A 26,590-nucleotide genomic window follows, 5' to 3' on the forward strand; every position below is an offset into this window, starting at 1 on the left:
CATGAGCACTGCATCCCGCGCACGCGGCATCCCCACCACATCCCCGCAGCGATCGCACTGGTGGTCGCGCGATCCCAACACCGCACCTTTTCTGAACCCGCGGGCCCGCACGATCTGGTACGCCGTCCTGATGCTCGCCCTGGCGGTCGGGTCCTGGGGTCTGTACAACCGGGTCTTCGGCGGCCTGGCCACCACCGACCTCACCTCCACGATGCCGTGGGGCGCATGGGTGGCGTTCTACATCTACTTCGTCGGCCTGTCGGCCGGCGCCTTCCTCGTGTCCTCCCTCATCTACGTCTTCGGGATGCACCAGTTCGAGCGGATCGGCCGGGCTGCCCTGCTGTCGGCCATCGTCTCGATGGGGGTGGCGTTGTGCTTCATCGGCGCCGACCTCGGCCGGATGGAGCGCGCCCCGATCACGCTGCTCTTCTTCCACTGGACGAGCCCGCTGAGCTGGGAGGTGCGTTTTTACACCCTCTATATCGCGTTGCTCATCGCAGAACTCGTGGTGGCGATCCGGCTTCAGAAGCGGCTCGTGCGATCGGTCGAGGCCGCACATCGCACCATGCGCATCCTGGGCACGATCGGTGTCCCCCTGGCGATCTTCGGTGTGCACGGCGGAACCGGGACCATTTTCGCCGTGGTCAAGGCCCGAGCCATGTGGGCTGGCGGGCTGTTCCCGGTCATCTTCGTCATCTCGGCGATGGTCTCCGGCACCGCACTGCTGATGGCCGTGCACTACTGGCAGGCGCGCGGCGCCGGGCGGGTTCCTGATCGGGCCCTGATCCGTAACCTCTCGACGGTGCTGCTGGCAGCGATCTTCATCGACCTCGGTCTGACGTTCTACGAATTCATCGTTCCGCTGCTGGCCTTCGAGCACCACGACCAGAGCATCATCATGTTGCAGGCCTTCGGCCCCTACGCCTGGACGTTCTGGATCGTGCAGATGTTCATGGGTTTGCTCCTGCCCGCCGCGATCATCCTGTCGCCACTGAAGAAACGCACTGGCGCCCTGGTCGCCGCTGCGATGATCTGCGTCATCGGGATCATCGGTGTTCGCTTCAACATCGTCGTGCCGCCCCTGATCCCACCGGTGATCGAGGGATACCCCACGGGCGACTACTTCCCCACCATCACCGAGTGGCTGCTGTCGGTCTTCTTCATCGCGGGCGGGGCGCTGGTCTACAGCCTCGTCTCGGAGTGGCAGCCGATCCATGAGCCAGACCCTGATGACCACGCCGCTATCGCTGCCGACGCCGGAATGCCGGACGCGGAACTGCGCACTGAGCAGGAGACGATCTGATGAACGAACACCTCGAGCCCAGCGAGAGCGACGAACGCCCCGAGGAGAACGCAACGCACGGTCCCAGCCGCCGCAAGGTGCTGGGCGGCACCGCGGCGGTCGCCGGGGTCGGCGCGGTGGGGCTGATGTTCCGGGACGGATTCGGCGCTCCCTTCACGCAACCGACCGCGCACGGCACCGGTATGGATGACGACGTCTACGACGCAACCGACGTCATCAACACCATGTGCATGCAGTGCAACAGCTACTGCACGATCAAGGTTCGGCTCACCGACCCGGGCGAATCCGGGGCCAGCTCGTTGATTCGCAAGATCTCGGGCAACCCCTACAGCCCGTTGACCAGCCAACCCGCGCCGTGCGTGCCGTACGACACCCCGCTGGCTGCGGCCGTCACCGGAATCGGGACGATGACCCGCGAGGCGCGTTCGCGCGCCGGCGGAATCGCCTGCCTGAAAGGCCAGGCCGGGATCCAGACCGCGCACGACGCCCGTCGCATCACCGCCCCGCTGAAGCGGGTCGGCGAACGCGGCAGCGGCAAGTGGAAGACGATCAGCTGGGAACAGGCCCTCAAAGAGGTACTCGAAGGTGATGCCACGCTGGGCACCACCGGGTTGAAGTCATGGTGGGCGTTCGCCCCCGAAAAGCCGGTGATGGCGGACTGGGACAAGGTCAAAGACGGTTCGATGACGGCAGCGGCCTTCGAGGCCAAGTGGGGCGCCAAGCTCATGGACCCCAAACGCCCCGAGCTGGGGCCGCGTTCAAACGGCCTGGCTATCCTCGGCGGCGACCGGATGTACCTCATCGGTGCGCGGTTCGGACTTAAATCCTTCGGCTCGATCAACCAGTTCAACCACGGTGGCACCTGCGGTGTCACCAGCGTGGTGGCCAACGCCCGCTCGCACCCGGACACCGGTCACAAGCGGATGTACGCCGACATCGACTATTGCGACTACCTCATCGTGTGGGGCACTGAGCCGCTCACCGCCCAGAAGGGCCCAACCTGGCTGGCTCCGCGCATCGGAGCTGCCCGCGAGCGCGGCATGAAGATGGTCGTCATCGACCCCCGGATGAGTAAGACCGGTGAGAAGGCAGACGTGTGGGTGCCGGTCAAGCCGGGCCACGACGCAGAGCTGGCGTTCGCGATCGGTCGCGAAATCATCGATAACAAACGCTACGACGAGAAGTATCTGCGAGCTCCGGGTAAGGCCGCCGCGAAAACGATCGGCGAACCGACCTGGACCGATGCCACCCACCTGGTCAAAGTCGATGACCCCAAACGGGCCAAACTGTCCATGATCGACCTCGGTCTGGCCCAGCCGGCACCGCCGGATGAGGACGGAAAGGTCCCTGACGGCGAACCCGTCGTGCTCGTGGCCGGAGCGCCGGTCGGCGCTAACTCTGCAGCCGCTGCCGACCTCGATGCCGAAGCCGAGCTCGAGACGCCCTCCGGCCCGGTCAAGGTCGCAACGGTGTTCAACCTGCTCAAGAAGCGGTTGTCGGAGCGCACGGTCGAGGAGTATTGCGAAGCTGCCGGCGTCGATGTCCCGATCGCTCAACGGATCGCTGAGGAGTTCACCTCCCACGGCAAGCGCGCCGCTGTGATGAGCTACCGCGGACCCGCGATGCACACCAACGGTTTCGACGCGATCCGGGCGATCGGCTACCTGAACTTCCTCATCGGTAACCACGACTGGAAGGGCGGTCACATCACCGCCCAGCAGAAGTTCACCCCCCTGGAGGGCCGCTACGACCTGGAGAAGGTTCCCGGCGCGAACAAGGCGTGGGGAATTCCGATCACGCGGGAGAAGACGGCCTACGAGAAGACCTCGTTCTTCGCCAAGGACGGCTACCCGGCCAAGCGCCGCTGGTACCCCTTCCCCGGCAACCTGTGCCATGAGGTCATCCCCAGCGCTGAGGCCGGCTACCCGTACAGCCTCGATGCGTTGTTCATCCACCGGCACAGTCCGTTGAACTCCTCCCCCGGAGCGCACCGGCAGGCGGCCACCTTGAAGAAGATGGACAAGATCAAACTGCTGGTCAGCTTCGACACCAATGTCGGAGACACCTCGGCCTACGCCGATTACGTCCTGCCCGACCTGACCTACCTCGAGCGGTTCACCCAGGAGTCGATCTACCCGAGTCAGCAGTACAAGGTCACCCAGCTCGGGCAACCGACGACGCGGGCCTTCGACGGGCCACGCCCCGTCGAGTGGTTCTACCTGGAGTTGGCCAAGGCGTTGAAGCTGCCGGGAGTGGGCGCAGGCGCGTTCGGCCCGGGGACCCGATTCGACACCGTCGAGGACTACTGGCTGAAGATGGCGGCGAACGTCGCCTACTCGGGCAAGAAGCCGGTTCCGGATGCCTCAGCCGAGGAACAGCAGATCTTCACGGCGGCCCGCACCAAGGCGCTCGGACGCCACTTCGACGAGAAGCTGTGGAAGGCGGCCGTCACCCCGGTCGAATGGCCCAAGGTCGTTTATGTGCTCAACCGTGGTGGACGATTCGAAGGCGCCAGGGACAACCGCGTCGACGGCTACGAAGGTGAATGGCTCAAGGCTCGCTACGAGGGTCTATGCCAGTTCTACGACGCGAAGGTAGCGGCGGCCAAGGACCCGATGACCGGTAAGCCCTTCGACGGATTGCCGGTGCTGCGCCCCCCGACACGCGCCGACGGCACCCCGGTCCCCACCGATGGGTTCCCGCTGCAATTCGTGAACTGGAAGGCGCGCCAGCACGGCACGCACCGCACCGTGCAGAACGCCTGGCTGCGGGAGGTTCGCCCGAGCAACTACGTGACGATCTCGGGCAAGGACGCCCAAGAGCGCGGAATCAGCTCCGGTGACCGGGTCAAGCTGCGCTCCCCCAGCGGTGAGGCCGAAGGTATCGCCCACGTCACCCAGGCGATCCGTCCCGGAGTCATCGGCGCGGACGCCACCTTGGGCCATCGCGGTTCCGGGGCTTCGGTGATCGAGATCGACGGTAAGCGGATCGAGCCGGTCGACGGCTACGGGCATAACGACTCGGCGCGCATCGTCACCCCGATGCATGAAGAGATGGGTTACGCCGGGCCGCGCAACGCCGGGCTCGCGGTCAACGCACTCCTGGTAGACGACACGCTCGTGGGCGGTGGCGGCATGTGTGATCCGATCGGTGGCGGGGCTGCCCAGTTGGATACCTGGGTCGAGATCGAGCGAGTCTGAACCCGGCTCGTGCTGGATGCGAAGGAGTGCGGTTGAGCGCCTGGTTCGCTGTCGAACGCGAGGGTGGCTCGGTGGATCGACGGGCCTTGCTGGGTCTGCGAAGCGCAGACCCGCAAGGCCCGCACTCCCATCCGCGTCCCGGCATCCTTGACGGCTGCACTGGCTGCGGCACCTGCGTAGCGGTCTGCCCCAGCGGGGCGTTGGCCGCTGCGCAACTGCCAACGACCGTCGTACTGAGCGTCGACCCGCTGGCCTGTACCGGCTGCGGTGAATGCGTTGAGCGCTGCCCGGAGAAGATACTCGCCCCGGCTGCCACGCTACCGGGCTGCGATGACCCGGTGCGGCTGGCCAGAATCCGCATCGAGCGCTGCAACCGCTGCCGGGTTCACCTTCACCCGGGTGAGACCGGCATGTGCACCTCGTGCAGCTCTCGGCGCAGCCTCATGGATGACCTCTGGACGCAGCTGGGCTGAGTCGCGCAAGGGGCGCGATGAGCGCGCCTGGCCACGCTGTGCGGATCGCGAGCCAGAACGCCTCTCCGGCGTTCAGCGGCGCAGTCGTCGGTGCCGTGCAGCAGTTCCGTCGCCTCTCAACCGAGCTGCTTCCAGGACAAGCAGGCGAAGGCCTGCCGGATGTGCGCCTCGATCTGATCGGCAGCCACGGAGCCGTCGCCGGCACACACCGCCTCCAGGACCTCACGGTGTCCGGCCTGCAAAACGTGCCGCACTGCCGGCCAGTCCGAGTTCTCATAGAACGCCTCCAGAATCGGGGCGTGCATCGAGCTACGGATGGCGCAGGTCAAGTCGGCGACGATGCGATTGTGCCCAGCTTCGGCCAGGTTCAGGTGGAATTGCGTATCAAGGTCGTTGAACTCCTCCCGACCAAGGTCGTCGCGTTCCATCTGCTGTACCAGGTCGCGCAGGCGCTGCTGGTCCTCGTCACTCATATGCGCGGCGGCCAATCGCACGCTCCACCGTTCGAGCATCACGCGCGCCTCAATGACGTCCGCCATCGGAAAGTTCGCCAGCAGGATGTGGATCCGCAGCAGCTGCCCGAGTGCCTCGCTGGACAGCGATGACAGCACCGTGCCGCTGTCCTTACCTACCCCGACACCTGCCCGCACCACACCGATCGCTTCGAGAGCCCGCATCGCTTCGCGAACGGCGGCGCGACTGACCCCGAGTTTGGCGGCAAGGTCCCGCTCGCCCGGCAACCGGTCACCGAGCCCGATCGCCCCCGAAGCGATCTGCTCCTCGATGCGATCGATGACGAGTTCATGGGCCCGAGTACGCGGAATCGGGCGCCACTGCGCGCTGGTGTCGTCGCTGCCCTGCTCGCTGTTCACCGCGCATCCTCCTCGCAGGCGTGGCGGGGCGCCCGCATCATCGGGTGCCAGCATCCCCCATTCTCAAGCAAGCGGTCGGCACTGGTGAGGCGCGCGTCGCCAGTGCGGCTGCGCGATATGTGACCCACCTAACACAAAGTGGTCATCGAGGCCCCTCCCGGTGACCACAAAGCCCCCCTACTGTCTAATGGTCGGACCATTTACTGTCAGGGCGGTTGACCGGCGCGCAGTTACGCACCGTTCGCGCGTGCAGCACCACCCCTGCGATCGACGGAGTTCCCATGCACGCACTCCAAGCATTCACCCCGAACCCGAATCCGCTAGCGCAGCAATGGCTCTCGGCCCTAGTGGCGATGGTGCCGATCCTGGTCATGCTCATCACACTGGGCGGCCTGCGCTGGAAGGCCCACTACGCCGGCCTGCTCTCGTGGGCAGTAGCCCTCGTCATCGCCGTAGCCGTGTTCTCGATGCCGGTCGGAATGGCCCTGAGCACCAGCGCTCATGGATTCGTGTACGGCATCTTCCCCATTGTTTGGATCCTGTTGTGCGCGATCTGGATGTACCAGGTCACGGTCGTCAGTGGCCGCTTCGACGATCTGCGCACCACGTTCTTCCTCATCAGCGACGATCCCCGGGTTCTCGGCCTGCTCATCGCCTTCTGCTTCGGTGGCTTGCTGGAAGCTCTGGCCGGCTTCGGCGCACCGGTGGCCATCGCCACCGTCATGCTCATCGCGATCGGCTTCTCGAAATTGCGTGCCGCGATCACCGCGCTGCTCGCAAACACCGTGCCGGTCGCCTTCGGCGCCGTCGGCCTGCCGGTTCTCATGGCAGCCCAGACCGCAGGGCTGCCCGTCTCTGAAGTAGCACCGATCACCGGGCGCATCTGTGCCCTGCTGTGCCTGATCGTCCCGTTCCTGCTTCTCGCCGTGATCGACGGCAAGAAGGGCATCGTGGAGTGTTGGCCCATCGGGTTGTTCGTCGGCGCGATCTTCGGCGCCGTCAAGTGGGTCGTCGCCAGCACTGCGGTCTACAACCTCACCGAGATCTTCGCCGCCGTCATCACAGTCGGCGCCGCCATCGTGTTCATGTGTTTCTGGAGCCCGAAGGGTTCCCAGGAGGCGGTACCGCGGGTAGGTCGCCCTATCGACCCCAGCATCGAGGCGCCATTCGTGGCAACGGAGAAGACCGACACCTCCGACCTGAACGCGCGCACCATCGCCATGGCGCTCGTGCCCTACATCCTGGTCATCGCCGTGTTCTCGGTGGCGGCCATCCCCGCCGTGAAGTCCGCCCTCGTCGCCACCGACGTCACATTCGCCTGGCCCGGCCTGGAAAGCCTGCTCACCCCTGCCGGCGAGCACTCCTCGCACGCGACCTTCACCTTCGGGTGGCTGAGCACGCCGGGCACCCTGTTGGCGATCGTCGCCCTGCTCGTCGGGCTCATCTACAAGGTGCCGATGCGGACCGTCTTGGGTGAGTTGTGGATCAACGCCAAGAAACTCAAGTTCACGATGGTCACGATCGGTTCCGTCGTGGCGTTGGCTTTCGTCATGGGCGATTCCGGCCAGACCCTGGGCCTGGGCCTGTGGATTGCCGGCGCAGGGGCGTTCTACCCCTTCTTCGCCCCTGTCCTGGGTTGGATCGGCACCTATGTCACCGGTTCGGACACCTCGGCCAACCTGTTGTTCTCCTCGCTGCAGGCAAGCGTCGGCGATCAGATCGGCCACAAGGCCCTGCTGGTGGGCTCCGGCGCCGCCGGCGGCGTGGTCGGAAAGATGATCTCCCCGCAGTCGTTGGCTATCGCCGCGTCAGCCATCGGCATCGCCGGATCGGAGTCGACGATTCTGCGGGCGGTCTTCAAATGGAGCGTGCTGTTGCTGGTGTTCATGTGCCTCATCAGCGGGCTCATGTCCACACCGGTACTGGGGTGGTTGCTGCCCTGAACGCATCAGATCCATCCCACCCGAGTTTCTCTCTTCAGCACTGGTTCGGGTTCACCCCGGACACGACAAAGGAGTCGATCGATGGCCACTAAACCCGGTGAGGGAATGCGCGTGGCGCTGTTCGCCACCTGCGCGAACGACGTCATGTTCCCCGACACCCCCAAGGCCGTGCTGAGCATCCTGGAGCGGTTGGGCTGCAGCGTGGAGTTTCCCGAGAAGCAGACCTGCTGCGGACAACCCTTCGCCAACACCGGCTACTTCGACGAGACCGTACCGGTCGTACGTAACTTCGTGGATGCGTTCGGCGGCTACGACTACATCGTCGGGCCATCCGGCTCCTGCGTCGGCGCCGTGCGCGAACAGCACGAGATGCTGGCCGAGCACGCCGGCGATGCGGGCCTGGCCAGGGACGTGAGCCTGGTGGCTCCACACGTCTACGACATCAGTGAGTTCCTCGTCAACGTCCTGAATGTCACCGACGTGGGTGCCTACTTCCCGCACAAGGTGACCTACCACCCCACCTGCCACTCCATCCGGGTAGCCAAGGTGGGCGATGCGCCCATGCGGTTGCTGCAGTCGGTTAAGGGAATCACCGTTCTGGACCTGCCGGATTCGGATCGCTGCTGCGGCTTCGGCGGCACGTTCGCGATGAAGAACCCGGACATCTCCACCGCGATGGCCGCCGACAAGGCACGTCACGTGGCAGGCACTGGGGCCGAGTACTTGGTAGCCGGGGACAACCTGTGCCTGCTCAACGTCTCCGGCGTGATCGCCCGGCAGGGGGGCGGGGTCAAACCCATCCACCTCGCCGAGATTCTGGCAAGCACCGAAGGGAGCGCGGCATGACGCTGGTCCACCGCCAATCGACGATTCCGGTCGCGGGTCCACCCGCCCCCCGGTACGAGGGACCCAACCGGCGCACACCCGCCCCGCCAGCCGGTGAGCTCGTGGACTCCCCCGGGTTCCCTACCGCGGCGCGACGCGAACTCGACCTGCCCGTACAACGCGGCAATCTGCACCAGGCGATGACGACCATCCGGACCAAACGCCAACAGTGCGTCTCGGAGTTGGACCACTGGGAAGAGTTGCGGCTGGCCGGGGAAGCGATCAAGAACCGCACCCTGCGACACCTGGACAGCTACCTGGTGCAGTTGGAGGAGAACCTCACCGCCGCCGGCGCCACCGTGCATTGGGCCCGCGACGCCGCCGAAGCCAACCGGATCATCACCGGATTGGTCAAAGAGGCCCTGGCCGACGAAGAGGTGCACTACGACGGCACCGGCGTCGTCGGCGACGAAGTCGTCAAGGTCAAGTCGATGGTCACCCAGGAAATCGACATGAACGAGGCGCTGGAGGCCGCGGGCGTGGCCGCTTGGGAGACCGACCTGGCCGAGATCATCGTGCAGTTAGGCCATGATCGCCCCAGCCACTTCCTCGTCCCGGCGATCCACCGCAACCGCGCCGAGGTCCGGGAGATCTTCCTGGCCGAAATGGGCACCTACGGCAAACCCGCACCGCCCGACTTGGACTCCGAACCCCGCAACCTGGCGGGTGCGGCCCGCCTGCACCTACGCGAGAAGTTCCTGCGCGCCAAGGTCGGGATTTCCGGAGCGAACTTCGCGGTCGCCGACACCGGCACCCTGGTCGTCGTGGAGTCCGAAGGCAATGGTCGGATGTGCCTGACCCTGCCGCAAACGCTCATCTCTGTGGTGGGGGTGGAGAAGGTGCTGCCCACCTTCGACGACCTGGAGGTCTTCCTTCAGTTGCTGCCACGCTCCAGCACGGCCGAGCGGATGAACCCCTATACCTCCATGTGGACCGGCCCCACCGGCGGTGATGGCCCCGAGAAGATGCACGTCGTCCTGCTCGACAATGGCCGCAGCCGAGTGCTGGCCGATCGCATCGGCCGGGAGGCGCTGCGCTGCATTCGCTGCTCAGCCTGCCTGAACGTGTGCCCGGTCTATGAGAAGGTCGGTGGCCACGCCTACGGCTCGGTGTATCCCGGTCCGATCGGTTCGATCCTCACCCCGCAGCTGCGCGGCACCACCTCTGCGGTGGACAGGTCGCTACCGTTCGCGTCCTCGCTGTGCGGGGCATGCTTCGAGGTCTGCCCGGTGCGCATCCCCATCCCTGAACTGCTCGTCTACATGCGCAACCAGGTGGTGGAGTCCAAGAAGGCAGAAGCAAAGTCCAAACCGGGAATGCCGTTCCTGGCCCATGGCGAGCCTGCGGCGATGACCGGCGCGGCGTGGATGATGGCCGACAGCCGTCGCTGGTCCGCCGCCACCAAGGGGGTCGGCCTCTCGGGACGGATCTTGGGCAAGGCAGACCACCTGGGGCCGATGCCTTGGCCGCTGTCGAAGTGGACGAATGCGCGGGATGTGCCGATCCCGCCGCAAGAGTCGTTCCGGTCCTGGTACAAGCGCGAACGCGGAGGTGGCAGTCGATGAACGCCAGGGAAGAGATCCTCACCCGCATCCGTACGGCGTTGCAGGATGTCCCGGAGGTCGCCCCAGAGGTAGACGTCCCGGTCGAATGGGAATACCACCGCGCCACCCGCACCGAAGGCGTGCTCGATCTTTTCGTCGAGCGTGTGGAGGACTACAAGGCTGCCGTCGTGCGCGCCAACTCAGGCGAGGTCCCGGGGCGCATCGTCGAGGCGCTCAACGCCCACGACGTGCACAGCGTCGTGTTGCCTGCAGGCCTGGACCCCACCTGGCGGGCCGCCCTGGAGGCAAGCGAGATCGAAGTCCGCGACGACACACCGCTGGACCGAGCCCAGCTCGACACCACCGATGCGGTCGTGACGGCGGCCTGCGTCGGCGCCGCCGAGACCGGCACGATCTTCCTGGATCACCGCCCGGACCAAGGGCGGCGCGCGTTGACCCTGGTACCCGATATGCACGTCTGTGTCATCCGAGCCGATCAGGTGGTCTCCGACGTGCCGGAGGCGATCACCCGCGTCGCGCCCTCGGTGCGGGAGAACCAGTTGCCCGTCACGATGATCTCGGGTGGGTCAGCCACCAGTGACATCGAGCTGTCCCGGGTGGAAGGGGTCCACGGGCCGCGGACCCTGCATGTGGTGCTCGTCCAGGACTAGCAGGCGCGTGTTGCGGAGGCGGTCAGGGTGGCAATCCTGGCCGCCTCCCCTCGTCATGGGCCAGCGCAGGTACCCCGGTTCACGTTCGGGTCGGTACCAGAATCCCTGCCGAGAGCAGCTGCCCGGTCAAGCCGAGCACCTCGTCCTCCCCGATCTGACAGGCGTGGGCGAGGGCGGCAGGAACGTGGGCCCCGCCGTCCACGAGCTGGTCCAAGGCCGCGCGAAGGCCCGGGGTGGGCAGCGCAACCCGCTCGTCGACGCCTCTGCCGCGCAGGCGCACCCCGCCGTCGTCGAGTTCCCGGCGCAGACGCAGATGTCTGCGCAGTTGCATAGGCTCGCTCAGTGCCGGCTCTCGGGAGGCGGCGGCTTGCACCAGTGGCCGCACCGGCGCGGCCCGTCCAGACTCATCAGCGCGCTGATCAAGCAAGGTGGCCAGCTGCCCATCGGTGACCGCGTCAAGGGCCTGGTGCAAGGCTGCCCGGACCGCAGCGATATTGGGGGCCAGCTGAGCCGGATCGCCGACGTCGACCCCCAGCGGTAATGGGCGGCGCAGCTCGTCGGCCTGCCTCAGCGCCAACTCGGTGAAGGCCCGGGCGAGATGATCCTGGGTCCACACGTGAACGCCGAGCGTCAGGTGGGCGCTCACCCCGGCCAAGGCCTTGGCAGCGTGAAGGTACCCGCGCGGCAGATAGAGGCAGTCTCCTGGCTCAAGCACAACATCGAGAACCGGTTCACCGGCCGCGGCCTGGGCGACCTGTTCCTTTCGTCCGCCGGTGTCCCAGGGTTCGTGGCGCATCGGCCACGGGTGCACCGGTTCGTGAATGATCCACCGCTTCTGTCCGGCCAGCTGCAGCACGAACACATCGTGCACGTCGTAGTGCGCCGAGAAACCCTGCGATTGCGCCGGCGTGATGTAGGCGTTGGCCTGCACCGGATGGCCCAGTTCGGTTGCCAGGTCTGCGGCGAAGTCCACGATGGGGCCCCAGGTGCGATGCAGCCCTTGCAGGACGATCGTTGCCCCGTCTTCGAACAGTTGCGCCAACCGGGCGTCACTTATCTGGTCGCTGATCGCGGCCCCGACTCCCCCGCCGGCGGTAAAAGAGCGCTCGGGAAGGGTGGAGCCGTTCTTGGCCACGCGAAGGAACGGGGTACGAAGTCCGCGGGTGGAGAGCAGTTCGTCTACCCCGGCCAGATCCAGCAGGTCGGCAAAAGCCTCCGGGTGGGTCTGCGCGCCCGAGCTGTGGTGTACATGGTGCTGTCGGCCCCACATCCGCGAGGCGAACTCTGTCGGGTCATCTACAAGGCGGGCGAGAGCGTACGCCCCCGCCCGCCCGTCAGCAGCGTTCATTTATCTCAGGCAGGCAGGCCGGTGCCGCCATCGGCGCCCTTGTCAGCGCCACCGTCTGCGCCGCCATCAGCATCGGCACCCTTGTCAGCGCCACCGTCCGCGCCGCCATCAGCATCGGCACCCTTGTCAGCGCCACCGTCCGCGCCGCCATCAGCATCGGCACCCTTGTCAGCGCCACCGTCCGCGCCGCCATCAGCATCGGCACCCTTGTCAGCGCCACCGTCCGCGCCGCCATCAGCATCGGCACCCTTGTCAGCGCCACCGTCTGCGCCGCCATCGGCATCTACCGGAGCACCGGTCGTGGCCGCCGTCGGGTTGGCGCCGGAGTCGGCTCCCTCGTCTGCTCCGCCATCACCCAGCGGGTTTGTCGTCGTGTCGCTCATGACTGCTCCTTCGTGTCGTTCGCGAGGGCGGCCGTGGGCCACCTGAAGACGATGTCCTCGTGCCTCAGCCGTACCCTTTTGTCGGCTGGCTCACACCTGCAGGTCTGCGATGCAGCTCCTGTCCCCAGCCGGGTTTGCGATCGGCGCCGGCTCAGCCCAGTTCGGGGAACCACAGTGCGATCTCCCGCTGAGCGCTCTCAGGAGAATCCGAACCGTGAACGATGTTCTTCTGGACCTTGGTGCCCCAGTCGCGTCCCAGATCGCCACGGATCGTTCCTGGCAGGGCGGCAGTGGGATCGGTGGCTCCGGCCAGGGCGCGGAAGCCTTCAATGCAACGGTCGCCCTCAATGACTACGGCAGTGACCGGCCCCGAGCCCATGAATTCCACCAGCGGCTCGAAGAACGGCTTGCCCTCGTGCTCGGCGTAGTGCTTGGTGAGGAGGTCGTTACCCGGAGTGAGGATCTGCAACGCGGCCAGGGTGTACCCCTTGGCCTCAATGCGCCGCAGTACCTCGCCGGTGAGGCCACGGGCGAATCCGTCGGGCTTTACCAGGACAAGTGAGCGTTCAGTCATACCGCCACCCTAATGCGCGCTGGTCGAACCGGATGCCTGCTGTGAGGCGGCGTAGCGGGCGGTGAGGCCATCCATCTTGTGACCCTGGATGAGAGCCGTTATCCACAACCCGCCGAAAATCACGCCGACGATGATGGCCACCGGGGCGAGCAGCGCCAACAGAATGGTCGCGAGTTGCACCATCCAGCCGAGACTCACACCGATCGGACGCCGCAACAGACCCGCTGCCAGCACGCAGAGCACGCTGACGGCGATCCCCCCACCGAGGTAGAGGTTGGCCCGTTCATCGCCTTGCGACGAGGCCAGCCCCCAGATAGCGAGCGCACCGAAGACCATCACGGGCGCCTGACCGACGAGCACGATCGCAGCGAGTCGTCGTTGCATCGCGCCGGGGACGCCGACAAGGGGAAGGGCAGAGGCCATGCCCGTCATCCTAGGAGACGTTCCTCGCCGACGATGACTCATGAGCTCGGTGCGCGCGCTCAGACCGGATCCGCACCCGACCCGCTGGCAGCTGCGAACGCCGGACCCCCTTTTGTGGTGGAGGATGTGGGAGTCCCGCCTTCGAACCCGTCAGGAGTTGCCATGCCATCGTTCCTCGGTGTCGCCGAACTCCTCGTGCTGATAGTCCTGGTCCTGGGCCCGGTACTGCTGGTGGCCGGCATCGTATGGCTGGCGAAGAAGCGCGCTGAGGTCAACCAGGCCCGTGGTCCCCATGGGCCGCAGGACCGCACGCGCCGCCCGCCGCAGGTTCGCTGACCGGAGCGCTGCCTGGTGCGGGTCCAAAACCGGGCCAGGTGCGCCGCCTCGACTGAGGGCAGCGCACCTGGGTTCGGGACAGCACAGTTCAGCGTTGAGCGGGTCAGACCTCGGTGACGCCGACGAGCATTCTCGCCTCGCCCGCGGTGATGACCGAACCGGTGACCACGACTCCCCCCGCGACGCCACCGGAGTCACCCGAATCGGCCAGCCCGGCGGCGGTGTCGATGGCATCGGGCAGGTCGCGCACCACATGTACCCGGTCCTCGCCGAAGACCTCGCCGGCGAGCTCACCCAGTCGTTGCGCAGACATGCATCGCGGCGAGGTGTTGCGGGTGACGACGAGCTCGTCGAACACCGGCTCTAGTTCCTCCAGGATCCCGTCGACGTCCTTGTCGGCCATCACAGCCATCACCCCGACGATCCGCCCGAAGGTGAATGAGTCCCGCAGCGCCGCAGCCAAGCTGCGTGCTCCGGCCGGGTTGTGCGCCGAGTCCACCAGCACCGTGGGCGAGCGTCGCACAATCTCCAAACGCCCCGGGGAGGACATGACACCGAACGCCTCACGCACGAGATCGGTGTCCAGCGCTTCCTGCCCGCCGCCCAGGAACGCCTCGACCGCGGCCAGCGCCAACAACGCGTTGTGCGCTTGATGCTCACCGTGCAAAGGCAGCAACAATTCCGGGTAGATCCGCGCCAGTCCCTGCAGGTTGAGCAACTGCCCACCTACGGCCAGATCACGCGAGACGACCTCGATATCGCGTCCCTCATAGGCTGCGGTGCAGCCCAGCTCTTCGATCCTGGCAGTGATGACCTCTGCGGCGTCCGGCTCTTGTCCGGCGATCACGGCGATGCCGTCCTGGGTGAGGATGCCCGCCTTCTCGCCCGCGATCGAGGCCAGGTCGGAGCCGAGGAATCGCTCGTGATCGATGCCGATCGGGGTGATGACGTTGACCGCGCCGTCTGCGACGTTCGTCGCGTCCCAGGTTCCGCCCAGCCCCACCTCCAACACGACGACATCGACCGGGGCGTCGGCGAAGCAGGCGAACGCCATGACCACGAGCACCTCGAAGAAGGACAGCGGTCCCAACTCGGTGGCGACGTTGCGCGCGTCCACCATCTCGATGTACGGGATCACGTCGTCGTAGGCAGCAACGAAGCGCTGCATGCTGATCGGTTCGCCGGACAGCACGATGCGCTCGGTGATCGAGTGCAGGTGCGGCGAGGTGAAGCGACCGGTCGACAAGCCGAGCCCGAGCAGCAACGTCTCGGTCATCCGAGCGGTCGAGGTTTTGCCGTTCGTGCCCGCGATGTGGATGACCGGCGCCGCCCGGTGCGGTTCACCGAGCAGATCCAGCACCTGCCGGACCCGCTCCAGGGTGGGATCGATGTCGTGTTCCGGCGCGCGGGCCAGGATGGCCTCCTCGACCTCGCGGGCACGGCGGCGAAGTTCTAGGGCTTCCTCGGCCGCACGACGCTGGGCGTCGGGTGTTCCGCTCACCGCTGCACACTCCCTTGCTCAGGTTTGTCTTCGCCGGGTCCGGCAGCGGTCGCGCCGTCGCCACCCTCAGCGGCCGGCCCCGTTGCACCGGGCAGATCCGCCTCGGTGATGGGGCGCCACATCCAGATCAGGTCGGGCAACCCGCCCTGATCTTCGCGGTAGTCCTCCACGAAGCCGTGGGAACGTGCGAAGTCGTAGGCGCTGGCGTTGCCGTCGCTGAAGGACAGCGCGATCCCGTCGTACTCCGGCCAGGCCCGCTCGTAGAGGGCCTCCAACAGTCCCCCACCGATGCCATGACCTTGGTACTCGGGACGCACATACAGCTTCCAGACCACGAACCGACCCTGGTGGGCGCCGTAACTGGCCATCCCGACGATGCGGTCACCGGCTTCGGCCACGAAGACCCGTCCGGCCCGGATGGCGGGGATCTGGGCGTCCTTGGTCCACCACTTGGCCAGGAACATCTGCACCAGGTCTTCGCTGAAGATCGAGCCGTAGGTGGCCGGCCAGGCTTCTCGCCCGACCTCGACGATCCCGTCCAGGTCATTGCCGTTGGCCGGGCGCACGACGAAGCCGCTCGACCGATTACTGTCCGGGACCGATTCAGGACGACTCACAGAGTTTTCACCACGATCCGTACGTCATGCCCGTCGATACTCAGCGCGTGGCCTTCTCCCTCGGGCAGTGCCTGCAGGTCGGGAGCTGAGCCGAATTGGGCCGCAAGGGTTTCGGAGACGATGAGGCTCTGATGGGCAACGGTCGCCTCCCAGACTTCCTGGTCGCCCAGGATGGTCAGGCTGATGCGGTCGCTGATGTCCAGCCCTGCCTCACGGCGTTCTTGCTGCACGGCGCGCACCAGGTCGCGGGCCAGGCCCTCGGCAGCCAGCTCGGCGGTGACCGTGGTGTCGAGCACGATGAAACCGCCGCGTGGCAACACGGCGCTGGCGACCCCGGCGTCGTGGCTGTCCTGCACAACCATCTCCAACGTGTACTCGCCGTCGAGCAGTTCCAGACCACCGGCGGTGACGGTGCCGTCCGGGGCGCTGGACCAGTCACCTGATTTGGCGCCCTTGATGGCCTTCTGTACCTCTTTACCCAGGCGTGGTCCAGCAGCGCGGGCGTTGACGGTGAGCCGTTGGCTGATGCCGAACTCGGACTCGCTGGCGGCCGACAGCTCGATCAGAGCCACGTTCTTCACGTTCAGCTCATCGCCGATGATGTCGGCGACGTCGGACAGCGCTTCGGCCTGGTCGGTGACGACGCTCAGGTTCGCCAACGGCAAGCGCACCCGCAGGCCCTGTGCCTTGCGCACGCTGCTGCTTACCGAGCAGATCTCGCGGGCGGCGTCCATGTGGGCGACCAGTTCGCTGTCTGCGGGCAGATCCTCGGGCACCGGCCAGTCGGTCAGATGCACAGAACGTCCACCGGTCAGCCCGCGCCAGATCTCTTCGCAGGTCATCGGCAGCAGGGGCGCCGCAACCCGGGTGAGGACCTCCAGCGTGGTGTAGAGGGTGTCGAATGCGTCGGTGACCGACTCGGGCGAGGCGCCGCCGGTGTCCCAGAAGCGATCCCGGCTGCGCCGCACGTACCAGTTGGTCAGCACGTCCAGGAAGGTGCGCACCGCGTCGCAGGATCCGGCGATGTCATATACGTCCAGGCGGGCCGTGATGTCTTCGACCAGGTCTCGCAGCTTGGCGAGCAGGTAGCGGTCCAGCGGGTCGGTGGAGGCTGTGGACCACTTCGCGTCGTAGCCGGTGCCGCCGTCGGCGGCGTTGGCGTACAGGCTGAAGAAGTACCAGGTGCTCCACAACGGCAAGAGTGCCTGCCGGACGCCTTCGCGAATGCCTTGCTCGGTGACGACGAGGTTCCCACCGCGCAGGATGGGCGAGCTCATGAGGAACCAGCGCATCGCGTCGGCGCCGTCGCGATCGAAGACCTCCGAGACGTCCGGGTAGTTGCGCAGCGACTTGGACATCTTCTGCCCGTCGTTGCCCAACACGATGCCGTGCGCGACACAGGTGGAGAAGGCTGGCCGGTCGAACAGGGCGGTGGCCAGGATGTGCATGGTGTAGAACCAGCCACGGGTCTGCCCGATGTACTCCACGATGAAGTCACCCGGGAAGTGGTCCTCGAACCACTGCGCGTTCTCGAACGGGTAGTGCACCTGCGCAAAGCTCATCGACCCGGACTCGAACCAGCAGTCCAGCACGTCGGTGACCCGGCGCATCGTGGAGCGCTGCCCTTCGGGGCGCGGGTCGTCGGGGTTGGGCCGAGTGAGTTCATCCACGAACGGGCGGTGCAGGTCGGTGACCTTGACGCCGAAGTCGGCCTCCAACTCCTCGAAGCTGCCGTAGACGTCGACGCGCGGGTACTCGGGGTCGTCGGACTTCCACACCGGGATGGGGCTGCCCCAGAACCGGTTTCGGCTGATCGACCAGTCGCGAGTGTTCTCCAGCCACTTGCCGAACTGTCCGTGTTTGACGTGCTCGGGAACCCAGGTGATCTCTTCGTTGAGTTCCAGCATCCGGTCGCGGATCTTCGTGGTGGAGACGAACCAGCTGCTCACACCCTTGTAGATGAGCGGTTTCCGGCAGCGCCAGCAGTGCGGGTAGGCGTGGTTGTAGGACTCGCGGCGCAGCAGCACCGTGCCTGCTGTGGTGGAACCGACCTCCCCCGGCGCCCCGTCGGCGTCCAGACGGGTGCGGGCCTTGAGGTGATCCAGGATCGGGCCGTTGGCGTCGAAGACGAGCACGTCGCGGTATTCATTGACCGGGGCGGTGAATCGGCCGTCGATCCCGACCGGCATGACGGCCTCGATGTTCTCGCGGTCGGTGACGACCTTGTCGTCCTCACCGAAGGCGCCGGCGGTGTGCACCAGCCCGGTTCCGTCGGTGGTCGTGACGAACTCGGCGGGCACGAGCCGGAAGGCGTTCTCGTGGCCCAGGTAGTAGCCGAACGGCGGCGTGTACTCGTAGCCGACGAGGTCAGCGCCGGTGTAACGCCCGACGATGAGCGCTTCGACGTCGCCCTTGGCGTCCCCGGTGAGTTCCTTGGCGTAGGCCGCGGCCCGCTGCGCACCGAAGAGGTACCGCTCGGCCTTACCGGTGGGCACGTCCGATTCGACGACGACGTAGTCCAGCTCGGGGCCGACCATGATCGCCAGGTTGCTCGGCAGGGTCCACGGCGTGGTCGTCCACACTGCGGCGTGGGTGCCGCTCAATCCCAGCGGGTCACTGCCGTCGGTTTTGGCACCCATCCGCAGGCCGAGGGTGACGGCCGGGTCCTGCCGGTCCTGGTAGACGTCGTCGTCCATACGCAGTTCATGGTTGGACAACGGCGTCTCGTCGTTCCAGCAGTAGGGCAGTACCCGGAAGCCTTCGTAGGCCAGGCCCTTGTCGTAAAGCTGTTTGAACGCCCAGATGACGCTCTCCATGTACTCCGGGTTCAGCGTCTTGTAGTCGTTCTCGAAGTCGACCCAGCGGGCCTGGCGGGTGACGTACTTCTCCCACTCGTCGGTGTAACGCAGCACCGACTCCCGGCAGGACTGGTTGAAGCGCTCGATGCCGAGCTCGCGGATCTCATCGGTGGTCTTGATGCCGAGTTGGCTCATCGACTCCAGTTCGGCGGGCAGCCCATGGGTGTCCCAGCCGAAGCGCCGCTCGACTCGCCGACCGCGCATCGTCTGGTAGCGCGGCACGACGTCCTTGACGTAACCGGTGAGCAGGTGACCGTAGTGGGGCAGGCCGTTGGCAAAGGGTGGACCGTCGTAGAAGACGAACTCGTTACCACCGTTGGCACCCGCTTCGCGCGCCTGCACCGAGGCCTCGAACGTTCCGTCGGCAGCCCAGTAGTCGAGGATTCGGTCCTCGATCTGCGGGAAGTTCGGGCTCGCCGGAACTCCGAACCCGACGCCGGGGTGGTCTTCGGCGGAGTCAGTGGGCGCAGAGGCGGTGCTGACCTTGGGGTACGTCATCGCGTGGAGGTTCCTTCGGGGGTCGATCGTGCTCACGGTGCCGCACGAGGACGACGTTCCCGGGACTGCCCGGTTGCCGCGGTACCACCTCGTTTGCCGCGCCTTGCTCTCCGCAGAGAACACGGCACGACCCCTCTGGTCCAGGCTGTGACGGGCCCGCCCGTCCGGTTCTACTGAGCGGCCCCGAGGGATTCCGCCGTTCTTCCGGAGACTCGCCGCTGATGACGGCTCAAATGTCGCTGCCCAGAGTCTACCGGCGCCCGCAACCCTCTTCGACGAGGGCCGACGACACTTCCGCCCTACGTGGGCGGTGCCCGGGCAAGCCAGGTCGACTTGGCGTCCTAGGTGTTGCCGCCGGCTGGGGCGCCGCCGACCACACACACGCGGTGCCGCACGGCGGGCGGCGTCGTACGGCACCGGCCGATCGACCAGCTTTTGTCCCCTGGATCGTGACCTCACAATGCCTAGACGCATCGCCCACCGAGGGTTCACCTACCCACATGGTTCGCCTCGGGGCGACACCTGTTCGGAATATGCGGTGTCCCGGACCCTTCACCCCTAAGGAGTTCATGATGTCGCATGGGCGCTACCTCGGTCACCCTGCGCACCGCCGACTCTCGCGTGCAGGTCTCCGAGGCCACGCTGATTCGACTCACGAGCCTGCCCGGCGTCACCGACGCAGGCGTCCTGTGTGCCGTCAACGACCCGGGCTCCGCGCACATGCCGGGGCGCCCCGGGGCGCCGACGGAGATATCCGTGGTCGCAGTCAGCCCTGGAGCCCTCCACGTCCTAGCTCCGACGTACGCCGGTGGCGGCGACGTCACCTCAACCCCGGCCATGGCGCGGCGCCCGGTCGCCGTCATGGGCGTGGGCGCGTGGCGCACGCTCGGCGGCGGCCCCCCGCGCCTGGCCGGGGAGCTCGACATCGGGGGGCACCGGCTCTCCGTCGGCGGTGTGCTCGCCGACGTGCGCCGACACCCGTCGGCGCTCGGTGAGATCTTCGTCCCGCAGGCGTTCGCCGACGCCAACTGGGGCCGCGGGTGCGCCACACGCGAGGTCATCGTGACGACTCTCCCCGGATCGGCGCAGAACGTGGGAGCTGTAGCGGCTGCGACCCTCACCCCCGCCTTTCCGGGGGCATGGACCGTGACGGTGCCACCCTCCCCCGACGCGCTGGCGGCAACGGTTCGGCAGGACCTGACGGGCCTGTACGTCGCCCTGGCGGGGATGTCGCTGGTGATCGGCACCCTGTCCATCGGCAACACGATGTCGATGTCCGTGATGGAGCGCACCGCCGAGATCGGGACCCGCCGGGCGATCGGGTACACCCGTTCCGCGATTCTCGCGCTGTTCAGCCTCGAGGCGGCCATGCTCGGTCTCATAGGTGGACTCCTCGGCGCCTCAGCCGGTGTGGCAGTCCTCGCAGGAGTGACGTGGTTGCGCGACTGGCCCTTCCTCGTGGAGCCCACCTTGCTCCTCGCGGCTGCGCCCGCCGGTGCTGTCATCGGTCTGTTGGGGGGTCTCGTCCCCGTCCTTCGGGCCGCCTGGTTGTCCCCGGCAACCGCGGTGCGCGCCTGATCGGAGAGGGCCCACCGGCGCCCCGGTGCGCGTGTTCCAGGCTCGGTGATAACCGGAGCGCGCATGGCACCCCGCGCCGACCCGAGGTCTTGCTGCGATCTCGGCGCCGGGAGTCGCGGGTAGCGTCGGGGATGACCGAGAGCGTGATCCCCGACGCTACCGCCGCCTGCATACCCTTCCCGATCCGCACTCTTGCTGCCGGTCTGCGCGTCCAAGGCGGACCAGCCAGATGCTCGGATCTGACGAAATGCGACTACAGATCGGGCCGCCGCGCTACCCCTGCGGTGCGGCCTGACTAGCCCCAATCCCCGGGTGCGGCCCATCTTGCCGATACCCCCCAGTAACCGCGTGCAGGTTATGGTCGAGGTATGCCTCCCAGTGAGGCATACCTGAATTTTCGCCAGCTGTAAGGAATTTTGTGCCAATCCCCGGTCGTCTCCGTTCGATGTCCGTCCGCCGATCGGCACCGCGCTGCGCTGCTTCCCACCCCGAATCGCGTGTCGCCGATCACCGCCCCCGCACCGGCCAAGACCGCGCCAGCATCGGTTGTGTCATCCCTTGCCACAATTACGCTGAGTTCGTCGCTGCCGCTATCGACAGCGTTCTGAACCAAACCGATCCCTACGACCAGATCGTCGTGGTCGACGACGGCTCCACCGATGATTCCCCTGCGGTCCTCGCTCGCTACGGGGACCGGATCACGATCGTGACCCAGGAGAACACCGGGCTCCTCGGCACCTGCCTGCGCGGGATTGCTGAACTCGACACCGACTACGTGCACGTCCTGGACGCCGACGACCTCGCCGAGCCGACACTCGTCGAACGTTGCCGCCCGCACCTGGGCGATCGGCCGGTGAAGGTGCAGTTCTCCCTGGCCGCTGTAGACGCACAGGGCAAACCGAACGGTTCGGTATTCCCAAGTTTCGCCCCGGGCTACGACAGTGCGGCCATGCGCGAGGACAACCGGGCCGTGGGCCTGTACCAATGTCCCCCGACGTCAGGCAACATATTTAACGTCCAGACTCTGCGGCGCCTCCCTCTGGACCAGGAGGACCCGCGTGGCCCCCTGGACGGGGCTGGTTGCGCCGTGATGCCGTACCTGGGCGAGGTCGTCACCGTGCCCGAGCCCCTGGGTTGCTACCGGTTGCACGGCGCCAGCATGAGCAACGCCGACCTGCCGCCGAACCTCGACACACTGACCGCGGAGATGACCGCCTTCGAGGCGAACTGGGCCAGCGCCTGCCGTCTGCTCGGATTCGCAGAGCCCCCGTTCGGCTCAGACCTGCCGATCTACCTGTTGGAACGCCGCCAACTCGCCCGGGTCGTCGCCGGGCGACCGGTCGATGCTCGGGAGACAGCGTCCTACATTCGGCGCCTGGCCCAATCGAATCTGCCCACCTGGCAGCGCATCGTTCAGGCGGGGTGGATGTCTTCGCTACTGGTGCCCTCCCCCGCGGCCCGCGAACATCTTGTAGCGCTGCGGCGAAACGGCAACAACCGCCCAGAGTGGGTCCGCCGTCTGCTGGCCATCATCCGCGGCTGAGACCTCCCACGATCTGCGCGCTCAGTTGCGGTCCGGCGGCCGACTCGGGCGCAACCCCGAGCACGGGAAGGCCCACCCCGATCGTCGATGTGTGCGGCACCCTGGGGGGGGGCACTCGCCATCCAGCTATCGGCAAAGACTCCACCTAGATGCTCAGCCGGTAACCGATACCCGGTTCAGTGATGAGGTATTTCGGAGCGGAGTGGTCGGGCTCGAGCTTCTTGCGGATCTGGTTGGCGTACACGCGCAGGTAGTTGGACTCGCGGCCGTAGGCCGGACCCCACACTTCACGCAGCAGGTCCGCGTGTGTGACCAGGTGACCCCGGCGGCGTGCCAAGGCGCTGAGCAGTCGCCACTCGGTGGGGGTGAGTCGGATGAGCGCGCCCCGGGCATCCGTCGCGATCCGTTCGGCGAAGTCGAGGTCGAAATCGGGTGTGTGGACGGGCGGCACGTTCTCTCCACTCTCACTGCCGCCGCGCCGCGCCGCTGCGCGCACCCGCGCCATGAACTCGTCCATACCGAACGGCTTGGTCACGTAGTCGTCAGCCCCCAGATCCAAGGCTTCAACCTTGTCATCGGACTCCTGACGCGCGGACAACACGACGACCGGGACGCTGCTGGTTTTGCGGACGCGACGCAACACCTCGACACCGTCTACGTCCGGCAGACCCAGATCCAGCACGATGACGTCGGGCATGTCCTCGGCCACGCTTTGCAGCGCCGAACGCCCATCCCCTACGACCGCAACGTCGTAGCCGCGCGCCCGCAGGTTGATCCGCAGGGTGCGGGCGATGGCCGGATCGTCTTCCACGACGAGCACCCGCTGCATCATGGCCGTGCCGATCGCGGCGACTCGTCATGCTCGGCAGCGGCACGGCTCGCTCCTGCGGACCCGTCAGCCGTTCCGGGCTCCACCAGCGCTGGCGGCGCCGCAGGTAGGTCGATCGTCATCGTCAAGCCACCTCCCGGAGTGTCGTCAGCTGACACTGTTGCCCCCATTGTCTCGGCCAGGCCGCGTGCAACCGCCAACCCGAGCCCGACCCCGTCGCCGCGTGGCACGTCGCCATGCCGCTGGAAAGGCTCAAAAATCGCCTCGAACGAGGCCCTCGGCACCCCCGGGCCCCGGTCGATCACCCGGATCTGCGTGCGCTCACCCACCCGCGCGACATTGACGACGACCTGCGTGTCGGGCGGCGCATGCCGCAGCGCGTTCTCGACAAGATTGGCCAGAACCCGTTCCAGCAGCCCGGCGTCGGTCCAGGCCGGGCAATCACCCTGGGACCAGACCCGGACCCGTTCGGGGCGGGTGACACCGCGAACCGTCGCCGCGGCCTCGTCGGCGGCATCCACCAGCGCCAGCCGGGGGCGCACCACACCACTTTGCACCCGCGAAGCGTCGAGCAAGTTGCCGACCAAGGCGTCAAGACGGTCGGCGGACTCTTCGATGGACGCGAGCAGTTCGGCTTCGTCCTCGGGATCGAAGTCGACCTCGGACGAGCGCAGGCTTGTCACTGCTGCCTTGACGGCCGCCAGCGGGGTCCGCAGATCGTGCGACACCGCTGACAGCAGCGCGGTCCGGGCCCGGTTGTCGGCCGCCAGCCCGGTGGCCGCGGCCGCCTCGGCTTTCAGGCGTTGCCGGGTCAGTACCGCTGCCGCATGAGCGGCGTAGGCGGGCACGAGTTCGACGTCTCCGGCGCGCAGCGTCTCTCCGACCAGGACGAGTTCGGTGTCCTCGTCGACAGGTTCGCGTGCTGCCGCCGTTTCGACGTCTGCCAGGGCGAAAGCTGGCGTGGCGGCCACCACAGCCGCGACCCTGCTGCCGGTGGGACGTCGGATGATGGCGGCGGCCCGCATGTCGAACATGTCCAGACACTGCGTAACGAGGAACCCCAGCGGGTCGGTCTGCGCCAGCATCGAGTGCGACAGTTGCGTCAGCGCTGCGGCGTCTTGCTCGGCGGTCAGCGCAGCCGCGGCACGGCGCGCGCTGACGTGAACAACCGAGGAGACCGCGATGCCGATGACGACGAATACGAGCAAGGCGACCACGTTCTGCGGGTCGGCGATCGTGAACGTATGTGTCGGCGGCGTGAAGTACCAGTTGAGGGTGAGCGAGCCCAGTACGGCGCACGCGATGGCCGGCCACATCCCACCCACGAGGGCGCTGGCCACCGTGAGCGCCAGGTAGAGCAGCACGTCCAAGGGCAGGTCGTGCAAGGCGCGGGAGACCCACAACCCCCACGTCAACGGCACCAGGCCACCGGTACCCAGCACGAACCCGGCAAGGCGGCGCCGGGCGTCCAGCGCCGCGTCGACGCGTTTACGGCGGCGCCCTTGACCCGCCATCGCGTGATTGACCATGTGCACGTCGATGTCGCCGGAACCGGCGATGACCGCATCCCCGGTGCCCGGACCCCCGAACAGCCGGCTCAAGCGGGAACGACGGCTCGTGCCCAACACGATCTGGCTGGCGTTGACGCTGCGGGCGAGGCCGAGAATGGCAGACGGGACGTCGTCACCGGAGACAGCGTGAAACGTGCCGCCGAGTTCTTCGGCGAGCGCGCGCTGACGGGCCACGGTGGCGAAGTCCGGACCGGTGAGCCCGTCGTTGCGCGTCACGTACACCGCGTGCAGCTCACCCCCGGCGCCGCGGGAGGCGATGCGGGCGGCGCGGCGTAGAACCGTCTCGCCTTCCGGCCCGCCGGTCAGCGCAGCGACCACCCGCTCCCGGGTCGGCCACGTCGCGGTGATGCCGTGATCGCTGCGGTATCGCTCGATCGTCTCGTCCACCCGATCGGCGAGCCACAGCAGCGCCAGTTCCCGCAGCGCCGCCAGGTTGCCGGGGCGGAAGTAGCTGGCGAGCGCCGCGTCGACCTTCTCGGCGGCGTAGATGTTGCCGTGCGCCATCCGGCGGCGCAGCGCCTCGGGTGACATGTCGACCAGTTCGATCTGGTCGGCGGAGCGAACGACGTCGTCCGGCACGGTCTCGCGTTGGCGCACCCCGGTGATGGCGAAGACGGCGTCGTTCAGGGACTCCAGGTGTTGGATGTTGACGGTGGAGATGACGTCGATCCCGGCTTCCAGCAACACGGCGATGTCTTCGAAGCGGCGAGCCCGAGGGGCACCGGTGACGTTGGTGTGCGCCAGTTCATCGACCAGCGCCACGTCGGGGTCGCGCGCCAGGATGGCATCGACGTCCATCTCGGTGAACTCCGCGCCCCGGTGCAGGTAGGTGCGGCGCGGGATGACCTCCAGGCCAGCGAGCATGCTGCCGGTGTAGGTGCGCCCATGGGTCTCCACCAGGCCCACGACGACGTCTTTGCCGCGTTCCATGGCCCGTCGGCCTTCACCGAGCATGGCGACGGTCTTGCCGACACCGGGGGCAGCACCGAGGTAGATCCGCAACCGACCGCGCTTCATGACCCGATTCTCATCCCCCGGTGCCCGCATCGCTTGCCCCTATCCTGCGTTTGCCAGGGCGAGGTTGAGTTCGGTGACGTTGACGCGCGGGCTACCGAGGAAGCCCAGCGAGCGGCCCTGGGTGTGCTCGGTGATGAGTTCCTCGACCTTCGACAACGGCAAAGACCGCGACCTGGCGACCCGGGGCGCCTGCCAGGCGGCGTATTCGGGGCTGATGTGCGGGTCGAGTCCGCTGCTGCTGGCGCTGAGCGCGTCAGCGGGGATCGGCCCGGTGGCGCCGGGGTTGTCCTTCTCCAGGTCGCGGCGGCGCTGCGCCACGGCGTCCAGATGCTTGGCTGCCATCGGGGAGAGGTTGCTCGACCCGCTGGTGTCGCCGGCGTAGTCCGAATCGGAAGGGCGGGACTGGAACCATTGCGGCCCCGGTGCGACCTGACCCAGCAGTGCGGAACCGACGATGCGGCCACCGGAGGTCACCAGCGAGCCGTTGGCTTGGCGTGGCGCGATCACTTGGGCCAGCCCGGTGAAAGCTAGCGGGTAGAGCAACCCCAGCAGGAGGGACAGAACAAGGAATGCTCGAACGGCGGCCAAAGCCTGCCGGACCATGCTGCGCAGAACCGACACGG

21 protein-coding genes are annotated in these 26,590 nt (G+C 67.0%); 10 read left to right on the plus strand and 11 right to left on the minus strand.

The window, feature by feature from the left end; translation table 11 throughout:
* The first annotated feature begins 1 nt into the window (after position 1).
* From nrfD to G9V96_RS03460, 3 genes are read left to right on the plus strand one after another with little or no spacing between them, the layout of a single operon-like run.
* Entirely contained in the window at positions 2-1,303 is a 1,302-nt protein-coding gene (gene nrfD / locus G9V96_RS03450; RefSeq protein ID WP_168581791.1) for an NrfD/PsrC family molybdoenzyme membrane anchor subunit, read from the plus strand.
* The gene (locus G9V96_RS03455; protein ID WP_168581792.1) at positions 1,303-4,503 is read left to right on the plus strand and encodes a molybdopterin-dependent oxidoreductase; all 3,201 of its coding nucleotides are present in this window, start codon (positions 1,303-1,305) and stop codon (positions 4,501-4,503) included. The genes nrfD and G9V96_RS03455 overlap by 1 nt, the downstream gene beginning before the upstream one ends.
* A gap of 32 nt (positions 4,504-4,535) precedes the next feature.
* Positions 4,536-4,976, plus strand: coding sequence for a 4Fe-4S binding protein (locus G9V96_RS03460; RefSeq protein WP_168581793.1), 441 nt, complete (start codon positions 4,536-4,538; stop codon positions 4,974-4,976).
* A 116-nt stretch (positions 4,977-5,092) separates the two neighbouring features.
* Here G9V96_RS03460 and G9V96_RS03465 read toward each other — a convergent pair whose 3' ends face one another.
* Positions 5,093-5,848: a FadR/GntR family transcriptional regulator gene (locus tag G9V96_RS03465; protein ID WP_226913436.1), complete on the minus strand. Its 756-nt coding sequence runs from the start codon at positions 5,846-5,848 to the stop codon at positions 5,093-5,095.
* A 281-nt stretch (positions 5,849-6,129) separates the two neighbouring features.
* On the opposite strand from G9V96_RS03465, the gene G9V96_RS03470 reads away from it, so the two are divergent.
* The 4 genes from G9V96_RS03470 (at position 6,130) to G9V96_RS03485 (ending at position 10,891) form a co-directional block, all read left to right on the plus strand.
* Positions 6,130-7,791 carry an L-lactate permease gene (locus G9V96_RS03470; protein ID WP_168581795.1) on the plus strand — a complete coding sequence of 554 codons (1,662 nt, stop codon included), beginning with the start codon at positions 6,130-6,132 and terminating at the stop codon, positions 7,789-7,791.
* An 81-nt stretch (positions 7,792-7,872) separates the two neighbouring features.
* On the plus strand, positions 7,873-8,637 hold the full coding sequence (locus G9V96_RS03475) for a (Fe-S)-binding protein (protein WP_168581796.1): 765 nt from the start codon (positions 7,873-7,875) through the stop codon (positions 8,635-8,637).
* Complete coding sequence (locus G9V96_RS03480; RefSeq protein WP_168581797.1) at positions 8,634-10,241, plus strand: lactate utilization protein B; 1,608 nt, start codon at positions 8,634-8,636, stop codon at positions 10,239-10,241. Before G9V96_RS03475 ends, G9V96_RS03480 begins: the two co-directional genes overlap by 4 nt.
* Positions 10,238-10,891, plus strand: coding sequence for a LutC/YkgG family protein (locus G9V96_RS03485; RefSeq protein ID WP_168581798.1), 654 nt, complete (start codon positions 10,238-10,240; stop codon positions 10,889-10,891). Before G9V96_RS03480 ends, G9V96_RS03485 begins: the two co-directional genes overlap by 4 nt.
* 79 nt (positions 10,892-10,970) lie before the next feature.
* On the opposite strand, the gene G9V96_RS03490 is transcribed toward G9V96_RS03485, so the two are convergent.
* The 4 genes from G9V96_RS03490 to G9V96_RS03505 form a co-directional block, all read right to left on the minus strand.
* Entirely contained in the window at positions 10,971-12,239 is a 1,269-nt protein-coding gene (locus G9V96_RS03490; protein ID WP_210424455.1) for a cupin domain-containing protein, read from the minus strand.
* A gap of 5 nt (positions 12,240-12,244) precedes the next feature.
* Entirely contained in the window at positions 12,245-12,622 is a 378-nt protein-coding gene (locus G9V96_RS03495) for a BatC protein (RefSeq protein ID WP_168581799.1), read from the minus strand.
* Positions 12,623-12,773: 151 nt separating this feature from the next.
* Positions 12,774-13,196 (minus strand): nucleoside-diphosphate kinase, encoded by a 423-nt coding sequence (gene ndk / locus G9V96_RS03500; RefSeq protein WP_168581800.1) that lies wholly within the window; start codon positions 13,194-13,196, stop codon positions 12,774-12,776.
* A 9-nt stretch (positions 13,197-13,205) separates the two neighbouring features.
* Complete coding sequence (locus G9V96_RS03505) at positions 13,206-13,619, minus strand: DUF4233 domain-containing protein (protein WP_168581801.1); 414 nt, start codon at positions 13,617-13,619, stop codon at positions 13,206-13,208.
* Positions 13,620-13,781: 162 nt separating this feature from the next.
* On the opposite strand from G9V96_RS03505, the gene G9V96_RS03510 reads away from it, so the two are divergent.
* Complete coding sequence (locus G9V96_RS03510) at positions 13,782-13,955, plus strand: hypothetical protein (protein WP_168581802.1); 174 nt, start codon at positions 13,782-13,784, stop codon at positions 13,953-13,955.
* Between the two features lie 103 nt (positions 13,956-14,058).
* Here G9V96_RS03510 and G9V96_RS03515 read toward each other — a convergent pair whose 3' ends face one another.
* The 3 genes from G9V96_RS03515 to ileS are packed head-to-tail and all read right to left on the minus strand — an operon-like array spanning position 14,059 to position 19,429.
* Positions 14,059-15,456, minus strand: a complete 1,398-nt coding sequence (locus G9V96_RS03515) for a bifunctional folylpolyglutamate synthase/dihydrofolate synthase (protein ID WP_168581803.1) — start codon at positions 15,454-15,456, stop codon at positions 14,059-14,061.
* Positions 15,453-16,073 (minus strand): GNAT family N-acetyltransferase, encoded by a 621-nt coding sequence (locus tag G9V96_RS03520; protein ID WP_168581804.1) that lies wholly within the window; start codon positions 16,071-16,073, stop codon positions 15,453-15,455. Before G9V96_RS03520 ends, G9V96_RS03515 begins: the two co-directional genes overlap by 4 nt.
* Positions 16,070-19,429 carry an isoleucine--tRNA ligase gene (gene ileS, locus G9V96_RS03525; protein ID WP_168581805.1) on the minus strand — a complete coding sequence of 1,120 codons (3,360 nt, stop codon included), beginning with the start codon at positions 19,427-19,429 and terminating at the stop codon, positions 16,070-16,072. Before ileS ends, G9V96_RS03520 begins: the two co-directional genes overlap by 4 nt.
* A 579-nt stretch (positions 19,430-20,008) precedes the next feature.
* Between ileS and G9V96_RS03530 the strand changes: the two genes are divergently transcribed.
* Complete coding sequence (locus tag G9V96_RS03530) at positions 20,009-21,007, plus strand: ABC transporter permease (RefSeq protein ID WP_168581806.1); 999 nt, start codon at positions 20,009-20,011, stop codon at positions 21,005-21,007.
* A 445-nt stretch (positions 21,008-21,452) separates the two neighbouring features.
* Positions 21,453-22,550, plus strand: coding sequence for a glycosyltransferase family A protein (locus tag G9V96_RS03535; RefSeq protein WP_168581807.1), 1,098 nt, complete (start codon positions 21,453-21,455; stop codon positions 22,548-22,550).
* 145 nt (positions 22,551-22,695) lie between these two features.
* Here G9V96_RS03535 and G9V96_RS03540 read toward each other — a convergent pair whose 3' ends face one another.
* From G9V96_RS03540 to kdpC, 3 genes are read right to left on the minus strand one after another with little or no spacing between them, the layout of a single operon-like run.
* Complete coding sequence (locus G9V96_RS03540; RefSeq protein WP_168583817.1) at positions 22,696-23,379, minus strand: response regulator transcription factor; 684 nt, start codon at positions 23,377-23,379, stop codon at positions 22,696-22,698.
* Positions 23,379-25,967, minus strand: a complete 2,589-nt coding sequence (locus tag G9V96_RS03545) for an ATP-binding protein (protein WP_168581808.1) — start codon at positions 25,965-25,967, stop codon at positions 23,379-23,381. Before G9V96_RS03545 ends, G9V96_RS03540 begins: the two co-directional genes overlap by 1 nt.
* Positions 25,968-26,006: 39 nt before the next feature.
* Positions 26,007-26,588, minus strand: a complete 582-nt coding sequence (kdpC, locus tag G9V96_RS03550) for a potassium-transporting ATPase subunit KdpC (protein ID WP_319643825.1) — start codon at positions 26,586-26,588, stop codon at positions 26,007-26,009.
* Positions 26,589-26,590 lie beyond the last annotated feature (2 nt).

Source organism: Gephyromycinifex aptenodytis (assembly GCF_012277275.1).
GTDB lineage: Bacteria > Actinomycetota > Actinomycetes > Actinomycetales > Dermatophilaceae > Gephyromycinifex > Gephyromycinifex aptenodytis.

Bases quoted from the DNA above. Each gene is read 5' to 3' on its own strand.
- ndk (WP_168581800.1), bottom strand. From the start codon at position 13,196: ATGACTGAACGCTCACTTGTCCTGGTAAAGCCCGACGGATTCGCCCGT.
- G9V96_RS03495 (WP_168581799.1), bottom strand. From the start codon at position 12,622: ATGAGCGACACGACGACAAACCCGCTGGGTGATGGCGGAGCAGACGAG.
- G9V96_RS03455 (WP_168581792.1), top strand. From the start codon at position 1,303: ATGAACGAACACCTCGAGCCCAGCGAGAGCGACGAACGCCCCGAGGAG.
- G9V96_RS03530 (WP_168581806.1), top strand. From the start codon at position 20,009: ATGGGCGCTACCTCGGTCACCCTGCGCACCGCCGACTCTCGCGTGCAG.
- ileS (WP_168581805.1), bottom strand. From the start codon at position 19,429: ATGACGTACCCCAAGGTCAGCACCGCCTCTGCGCCCACTGACTCCGCC.
- G9V96_RS03535 (WP_168581807.1), top strand. From the start codon at position 21,453: ATGTCCGTCCGCCGATCGGCACCGCGCTGCGCTGCTTCCCACCCCGAA.
- G9V96_RS03505 (WP_168581801.1), bottom strand. From the start codon at position 13,619: ATGGCCTCTGCCCTTCCCCTTGTCGGCGTCCCCGGCGCGATGCAACGA.
- G9V96_RS03480 (WP_168581797.1), top strand. From the start codon at position 8,634: ATGACGCTGGTCCACCGCCAATCGACGATTCCGGTCGCGGGTCCACCC.
- G9V96_RS03485 (WP_168581798.1), top strand. From the start codon at position 10,238: ATGAACGCCAGGGAAGAGATCCTCACCCGCATCCGTACGGCGTTGCAG.
- G9V96_RS03470 (WP_168581795.1), top strand. From the start codon at position 6,130: ATGCACGCACTCCAAGCATTCACCCCGAACCCGAATCCGCTAGCGCAG.
- G9V96_RS03540 (WP_168583817.1), bottom strand. From the start codon at position 23,379: ATGCAGCGGGTGCTCGTCGTGGAAGACGATCCGGCCATCGCCCGCACC.
- G9V96_RS03490 (WP_210424455.1), bottom strand. From the start codon at position 12,239: ATGAACGCTGCTGACGGGCGGGCGGGGGCGTACGCTCTCGCCCGCCTT.
- nrfD (WP_168581791.1), top strand. From the start codon at position 2: ATGAGCACTGCATCCCGCGCACGCGGCATCCCCACCACATCCCCGCAG.
- G9V96_RS03510 (WP_168581802.1), top strand. From the start codon at position 13,782: ATGCCATCGTTCCTCGGTGTCGCCGAACTCCTCGTGCTGATAGTCCTG.
- G9V96_RS03545 (WP_168581808.1), bottom strand. From the start codon at position 25,967: ATGAAGCGCGGTCGGTTGCGGATCTACCTCGGTGCTGCCCCCGGTGTC.
- G9V96_RS03475 (WP_168581796.1), top strand. From the start codon at position 7,873: ATGGCCACTAAACCCGGTGAGGGAATGCGCGTGGCGCTGTTCGCCACC.